General features: G+C 64.5%; 6 protein-coding genes. 2 read left to right on the plus strand and 4 right to left on the minus strand.

Annotated elements, in window-relative coordinates; all coding sequences use genetic code 11:
- Positions 1-57: 57 nt before the first annotated feature.
- The 3 genes from RFM98_RS19665 to argJ are packed head-to-tail and all read right to left on the minus strand — an operon-like array spanning position 58 to position 2,497.
- Positions 58-480, minus strand: coding sequence for a (deoxy)nucleoside triphosphate pyrophosphohydrolase (locus RFM98_RS19665; RefSeq protein ID WP_320310420.1), 423 nt, complete (start codon positions 478-480; stop codon positions 58-60).
- Positions 477-1,256 (minus strand): GNAT family N-acetyltransferase, encoded by a 780-nt coding sequence (locus tag RFM98_RS19670; protein WP_320310421.1) that lies wholly within the window; start codon positions 1,254-1,256, stop codon positions 477-479. Before RFM98_RS19670 ends, RFM98_RS19665 begins: the two co-directional genes overlap by 4 nt.
- Positions 1,256-2,497: a bifunctional glutamate N-acetyltransferase/amino-acid acetyltransferase ArgJ gene (gene argJ, locus RFM98_RS19675; protein WP_320310422.1), complete on the minus strand. Its 1,242-nt coding sequence runs from the start codon at positions 2,495-2,497 to the stop codon at positions 1,256-1,258. The genes RFM98_RS19670 and argJ overlap by 1 nt, the downstream gene beginning before the upstream one ends.
- A gap of 188 nt (positions 2,498-2,685) precedes the next feature.
- On the opposite strand from argJ, the gene RFM98_RS19680 reads away from it, so the two are divergent.
- Positions 2,686-3,279, plus strand: coding sequence for a TetR/AcrR family transcriptional regulator (locus RFM98_RS19680; protein ID WP_320310423.1), 594 nt, complete (start codon positions 2,686-2,688; stop codon positions 3,277-3,279).
- A 60-nt stretch (positions 3,280-3,339) separates the two neighbouring features.
- Here RFM98_RS19680 and RFM98_RS19685 read toward each other — a convergent pair whose 3' ends face one another.
- Positions 3,340-4,263, minus strand: a complete 924-nt coding sequence (locus RFM98_RS19685; RefSeq protein WP_320310432.1) for a peptidylprolyl isomerase — start codon at positions 4,261-4,263, stop codon at positions 3,340-3,342.
- 263 nt (positions 4,264-4,526) lie between these two features.
- Between RFM98_RS19685 and secA the strand changes: the two genes are divergently transcribed.
- Positions 4,527-7,259 carry a preprotein translocase subunit SecA gene (gene secA, locus RFM98_RS19690; RefSeq protein ID WP_320310424.1) on the plus strand — a complete coding sequence of 911 codons (2,733 nt, stop codon included), beginning with the start codon at positions 4,527-4,529 and terminating at the stop codon, positions 7,257-7,259.
- Positions 7,260-7,395: the final 136 nt, after the last annotated feature.

Raw genomic sequence — 7,395 nt, forward strand, 5'->3', positions numbered from 1 at the left:
AAAGCGCTCCAGGAAAAGTGTGAAACGGTGAACTGCCGCGAAGGGCAGGCCGCGACCTTACAAAAGGTCGATGAGGAACTGGATCAGCGGCGCGTCGGCCGGCGGCATCGGATAGTCGCGCATCTGCCGCGGCCTGACCCATTTGAGCCCCTGCCCCTCCCTCGCCTGCGCGATACCGCGAAAGCGGCGGCAGACATAAAGCGGCATCAAGAGATGGAAATCCTCATAGGAGTGGCTGGCAAAGGTGAGCGGGGCCAGGCACGGAATCTCGGTCTCGATGCCGAGTTCCTCATGCAGCTCGCGGACCAGGCATTCCTCCGGCGTCTCGCCGGGCTCGACCTTGCCGCCCGGAAACTCCCACAGGCCGGCAAGCTGCTTGCCCTGCGGGCGCTGCGCCAGAAGCACGCGCCGGTCGGTGTCGACCAGCGCGCAGGCGGCGACCAGCAGCAGGCGCTTTCCGCTTGGCTTGCTCTCGCTCATGCGCCCGGCGGCCTTCGATAGTGGTAGCGATAGACTTCCTCGAAGCCGAGCGACCGGTAGAGCGACAGCGCCGGCGCATTGCCGGCCTCGACCTGCAGCCAGGCCTCGCGCGCGCCGCGCAGCCGGGCCCATTTCAGCGCCGACAGGATGAGATCGCGGCCATGGCCCTTGTTGCGCGAAGACTTTTCGGTGGCGACCTCGAACAGTCCGGCAAGATCGCCGTCATGGACGCAGATCAGCGTCGCCAGCGGCTCATTGCCGTCCTCCAGCGCGAACAGCCCCGCTTCCGGCTGGATGGCGCCGATGACCTCGGACAGGCCGGGCCGCAGCGAGGCGTCCGAGCCGCTGGTCCTGAGCGACGCGCCGATGAAGCGGCTGATGTCCTTGAGCGGAATCTGGTCCATGGCCGCGCCGAGCTCGACCTCTTTCAGCGGCAGCCGCATGACCAGGGATTCATCGAACCTGTTCCACCCGGTCTTGTCGAGATGCGAGGACAGGACCTGCCCCGACAGCGGTGACATGCGAAAGGTCAGCGGCCGGCCATAGGCATCGAAGCGTCGTGCGGCGCGGCCAATCCGCTCTTCAATGGCGTGCGTATCGCCGGGATCGAGCGGATTGACCGAGTTCAGGCGCTTGGCAGGGTGCCCGGCCGTGAGCCGCACCACCCAGGTCCCGTCATAGTGGACCGCCGCCGCCGGCCAGGCGCGAAAGCCCGCCGCCTCATAGCGGCGCACGACCGCCAGCACGCTTGCCGGATGCCTGGACACCGGCGCCATCAGCTCCGGTAATCGCCATTGATGGCGACATATTCCTTGGTGAGGTCGCAGGTCCACACCGTCGCCTTGCCGCGGCCGATGCCGAGATCGGCGCGGATGCGGATATCGTCGCGCTTCATATAGGCCGAGGTCGCTTCCTCCGAATATCCAGGATCGCGCTCGCCCTCATGTGCCAGACGATTGTCGCCGAACCAGATCGACAACCGGTCGCGGTCGGCCGGCTCGCCGGCCTTGCCGACGGCCATGACGACGCGGCCCCAATTGGCGTCCTCGCCGGCGACCGCCGTCTTGACCAGCGGCGAGTTGGCGATCGAGAGCGCGATGCGCTTGGCCGAACGCGCCGATTTGGCGCCGGTCACCGTGACCTCGACCTGCTTGCGCGCACCCTCGCCGTCGCGCACCACCTGCAGCGCCAGCGACTTCAGCACCTTGCCGAGCGCCCGGCGGAAGGCGCCGAGCCGCGCATCCCTGGGATCGCTGATTGCCGGGGCGCCGCGCGCGGCGGCCTTGCCGGTGGCAAACAAAAGCAGCGTGTCGCTGGTCGAGGTGTCGCTGTCGACGGTCACTGCATTGAAGGTCTTGGCGGTACCGCGCGACAGCAGGTCCTGCAGCACCGGTGCGGCTATCGGCGCGTCGGTGGCGATGAAGGAGAGCATCGTTGCCATGTCGGGCGCAATCATGCCGGCGCCCTTGGCGATGCCGTTGATGGTGACGTCGGCGTCGCCGAGCTTGACTGTCGCCGTCGCCACCTTCGGATAGGTGTCGGTGGTCATGATGGCCTTGGCCGCGTCGGTCCAAAGATCGGGCTTTCCGTCCTTGACCAGGCCGGCGAGCAGATGGCTGAACTTGGTGGTGTCGAGCGGTTCGCCGATGACGCCGGTCGAGGCCAGGAACACTTCGCTCTCTAGACAACCGGCGGCCTTGGCCGCCGCCTCGCCGGTCAACGCGGTCGAAGCCTTGCCCTTCTTGCCGGTGAAGGCGTTGGCATTGCCGGAATTGACCACCAGCACGCGCGCCTTGCCGGCGGGCAGGTTCTGGCGGCAAAAATCGACCGGAGCCGACGGGCATTTCGACCTGGTGAACACACCAGCGACGGCCGTGCCCGGATCGAAGACCATGGCGAGCAGGTCTGTACGGTTCTTGTATTTGATGCCGGCTTCGGCGGTAGCGATGCGGACGCCTTCGATGACCGGCATCTTCGGATATTTCTTCGGTGCGAGCGGCGAAATCGTAGCGGACATCATGACCCCGGGGCGGCAAGAACGCGAAAGGAAGGCCGGTTTGCCCGATAGCGCGCCCCGGCGCAAGGGGCGTTCTGGCCGCGCCCCATCGACCGGACCAGCCGTTTCGCAACCTAAAACGGATCGTTTCGTTTCACCCGCGAAGCCAATATGATTGGCGACGGATTCACCGGCTAAGGAAGACCTAAATGGGCGAGGCCGCCGCCCGCGGGCGCAAGTCGATCGGCGCAAAACGAAATCCCGAGAGCGCCGACGCCATTATCGAGGCGGCCGAAGCGGTGCTGCGCGAGGCCGGCTATGCCGGCTTTTCGATCGAGGCCGTCGCCCGGCGGGCGCGGGCGGGAAAGCCGACCATCTATCGCTGGTGGCCGAGCAAGGCGGCGCTGCTGATCGAGGTCTACCAGCGGCAGAAGCGCGTCGAGACGCCCGACACCGGAAACATCGAGGATGATTTGGCCGGCTTCCTCAAGAATCTGTTCGCGCATTGGCGCGACAGCCCGTCAGGCAACATCTTCCGCTCGCTGATCGCCGAGGCGCAGTCGGACGAGACAGCCGCGGCCGCGCTTGCCGAATATTCAAAAGGGCGCAGCGCCCATACCGGCCGGATGATCGAGCGCGCCAAGGCGCGTGGCGAGGTGGCGGCCGATGTCGATGCCGAGATCGTCGCCGACCTGATCGCTTCCTTCGCCTGGCGTCATCTGCTGACCAAACGGCTCGACGAGGACGAGGCGGCGATCCGCGCCGCCGTGCGCTACATCACGCGGGGAATAATGACCGCCTGACCGCGAAAAGCGAAAGGGCGCCCGGAGGCGCCCCTTGCAGGATATCCAGCTGGTGGCGGATTACTTGCTGCTTTCCAGCGCGTCGATGGCCTTCTTGAGCTTCTCGTCCGGGATCTCGACCTTGGCGGCGGCGCGCAGGTCCTTGACCATGGCGAAATACTTGTCGCGGATCACCGCCTGCTTGGCCTGGTCCTTGACGTCGTCAAATGCCGGCGGCTGCTTGGCGCGCTTGTCCTCGACCTTGATGACGTGCCAGCCGAACTGCGACTGCACCGGCTCCTTCGAATATTTGCCGACATCGAGCGCAAGGGCCGCCTTGTCGAATTCCGGCACCATCTGCCCCGGGCCGAACCAGCCGAGATCGCCGCCATTGGTCTTGCCGCTCGGATCGCTGGTGTGCTCGTTGGCGAGCTTCTGGAAGTCGGCGCCGCCATCGAGTTGCTTGATGATCGCCTCGGCCTCTTCCTTCGTCTTCACGAGGATGTGACGGGCGTGGATCTCATTGACCGGCGGCGTGTTGGCGATTTCCTGGTCGTAGCGGGCGCGCACCTCGGCGTCCGTCACCTTGTCGACCACTTCCTTCTCGACGACCTCGCCATGCAGGGCGCGCGCCTGCAGGAAAGCCATGCGGCGCTGGAAGTCGGCATCCTTGTCGAGACCGCTGTCGACCGCCTTCTTGGCCATGACGCGGATTTCGATCGCCGCCGAAAGGGCCGCGGCGCGACGCTGTTCCGGCGGCAGCTGCGCGAACTGCTGCGAAAGTTCGCCTTCGGCGAGCTGAAGATCGGCCTCGGTCAGCTTCTCGCCATTGACGGTGGCAATCACGGCATTGGGATCGACCGGCGCCGCGGGAGCAGCAGGCGCGGGGGCGTCCGGCTGGGCGGGCGCGGTCTCCTGCGCCATCAGCGGCGACAGGCAAAGAGCCGAGAGCCCGAAGGCCAGACCGAGACTGGCGAGCGAGGCGCGGCGGAACGACAGGGGCATCAAGATAAACTCCAATGGGGATTGCCGATAAGGATCGCGTGAGCGAAAGGGTTCCAGATCAGTCGGATTGTGGCGGAATTTGGCGCTGCCCATAGGGCTAACGCGGCGTTGACATCGATTGAGCCCCCTCTTATCTGTCCAACGACTTGGCGTCCAGAACCGTTTTCCGGGCGCTTTTTGCGTTTGTCCGCATTCACGCGGATTTGATGGGCCCGCCAGGTGTCTGTCGCAAACGGCCAAAATTGCTATCGAAAGGACCTTGGATGGTCAGTCTCGGCGGTCTCGCCCGTAAGGTTTTCGGCTCCTCAAACGACCGCCGCGTCAAGTCGACCCGGCCCAGGGTCGAAGCCATCAACGCCATGGAAAACGAGATGCAGGCGCTTTCCGATGCCGAGCTTGCCGGCCGCACGGAAAAGTTCCGCCAGGATCTCGCCAACGGCGCTTCGCTCGACGATCTGCTGGTCCCTGCCTTCGCCACGGTGCGCGAAGCGGCCCGCCGCGTGCTGGGCATGCGGCCTTTTGACGTCCAGTTGATCGGCGGCATGGTGCTGCACAATGGCGGCATCGCCGAGATGCGCACCGGCGAGGGCAAGACGCTGGTCGCCACCCTGCCGGTCTATCTCAACGCGCTCGCCAGCAAGGGCGTGCATGTCGTCACCGTCAACGACTACCTCGCCAAGCGTGACGCGGAATGGATGGGCCGCGTCTATAAGTTCCTCGGCCTGACCGTCGGCATCATCGTCCACGGCCTTTCCGATGACGAGCGCCGCGAGGCCTACGCCTGCGACGTCACCTACGCCACCAACAACGAGCTCGGCTTCGACTATCTGCGCGACAACATGAAGTATGAGCGCGCGCAGATGGTGCAGCGCGGACATTCCTACGCGATCGTCGATGAGGTCGATTCCATTCTGGTCGATGAGGCGCGCACGCCGCTGATCATCTCCGGTCCGCTCGAGGACCGTTCGGAAATGTACAACACCATCGACGCCTTCATGCTGAAGCTCGGTCCGACCGACTACGAGGTCGACGAGAAGCAGAAGACGACGATCTTCACCGAGGAAGGCACCGAGCGGCTCGAAAACATGCTGCGCGACGCCGGCCTGTTGAAGGGCGAGTCGCTCTACGACGTCGAGAACGTCGCCATCGTCCACCACGTCAACAATGCGCTGAAGGCGCATCTGTTGTTCCAGAAGGACAGGGATTACATCGTGCGCAACGGCGAGATCGTCATCATCGACGAGTTCACCGGCCGCATGATGCCTGGACGCCGCTATTCGGAAGGCCTGCACCAGGCACTTGAAGCCAAGGAGCATGTGCAGATCCAGCCGGAGAACCAGACGCTGGCCTCCGTCACATTCCAGAATTATTTCCGCCTCTACAAGAAGCTCTCCGGCATGACCGGCACGGCGCTGACCGAGGCCGAGGAATTCGGCAACATCTACGGCCTCGAGGTCACCGAAATCCCGACCAACCTGCCGGTCATCCGCAAGGACGAGGACGACGAGGTCTACCGGACCGTCGAGGAGAAGTACAAGGCGATCGTCAAGGAAATCCGCGAAGCCAGCGCCAAGGGCCAGCCGACGCTGGTCGGCACCACCTCGATCGAGAAGTCCGAGCAGCTGGCCGAGCGCCTGCGCAAGGACGGCTTCAAGAACTTCGAGGTGCTGAACGCCCGCCATCACGAGCGCGAGGCGTCCATCGTCGCCCAGGCCGGCAAGCCCGGCGCCATCACCATCGCCACCAACATGGCCGGCCGCGGCACCGACATCAAGCTTGGCGGCAATGCCGAGATGCGCATCGCCGAGGAACTCGGCGACATGCCCGAGGGCCCCGAGCGCGAGGCCCGGGAAAAGGAAATCAATGCCGATGTCGAGCGCCTGAAGGAAAAGGCGCTGGCCGCCGGCGGCCTTTATGTTCTGGCCACCGAGCGCCACGAATCGCGCCGCATCGACAACCAGCTTAGAGGGCGTTCAGGAAGACAAGGCGACCCCGGCCGCTCGAAGTTCTTCCTGTCGCTGCAGGACGATCTGATGCGCATCTTCGGCTCCGAGCGCATGGACGGCATGCTGCAGAAGCTCGGCCTCAAGGAAGACGAGGCGATCATCCATCCCTGGATCAACAAGGCGCTGGAGAAGGCGCAGAAGAAGGTCGAGGCGCGCAACTTCGACATCCGCAAGAACCTGTTGAAATATGACGACGTCGCCAACGACCAGCGCAAGGTGGTGTTCGAGCAGCGCATCGAACTCATGGATGGCGAAGGCCTGTCGGAGACGATCGCCGAGATGCGCGAAGGCGTCGTCGAGGAGATCGTCGCCAAGAACATCCCCGAAAACGCCTATGCCGAGCAATGGAACGTCGCCGGCCTCAAGGAGGAAGTGGCGCAGTACCTCAACCTCGACCTGCCGATCGAGGAATGGGTCAAGGAAGAGGGCATCGCCGAGGACGACATCCGCGAGCGCATCACGGCCGCCGCCGACGCCGCCGCCAAGGAGCGCGCCGATCGCTTCGGTCCCGACGTGATGAACTATGTCGAACGTTCGGTGGTGCTGCAGACGCTCGACCATCTGTGGCGCGAGCACATCGTCAATCTCGATCACCTGCGTTCGGTCGTCGGCTTCCGCGGCTATGCCCAGCGCGACCCGCTGCAGGAATACAAGGGCGAAGCCTTCGAGCTGTTCCAGGGCATGCTCGGCAATCTGCGTCAGGCCGTCACCGCGCAGTTGATGCGCGTCGAGCTGGTGCGCCAGGCAGCGGACGCCCCGCCGCCCGAAACCCCCGAGATGTTCGGCAGCCATATCGACGGATCCACCGGCGAAGACGATTTCCAGGGCGGCGAGACCGCGCTTCTGATGCGTCAGGACACCAACGCCGTCGTCGCGCCGGAAAACCGCGACCCGAAGAATCCCTCGACATGGGGCAAGGTCGGCCGCAACGAGCTCTGCCCCTGCGGCTCCGGCAAGAAGTACAAGCACTGCCACGGCACCTTCGCCTGATTCTTTCCTTCTCCCCCCTTGCGGGTAGGGCTATCGCATATGAGTAAAGAGCTCATAGAAGAAGTCTTTGCTCCAGTTGGCTCTGCGCATTTTGCTTGCGATAGGTTTGTCGAGGGGGTGAGCGGTCAAGATGTTT

The organism is Mesorhizobium australafricanum, assembly GCF_033977265.1.
Classification (GTDB): Bacteria; Pseudomonadota; Alphaproteobacteria; order Rhizobiales; family Rhizobiaceae; genus Mesorhizobium; species Mesorhizobium australafricanum.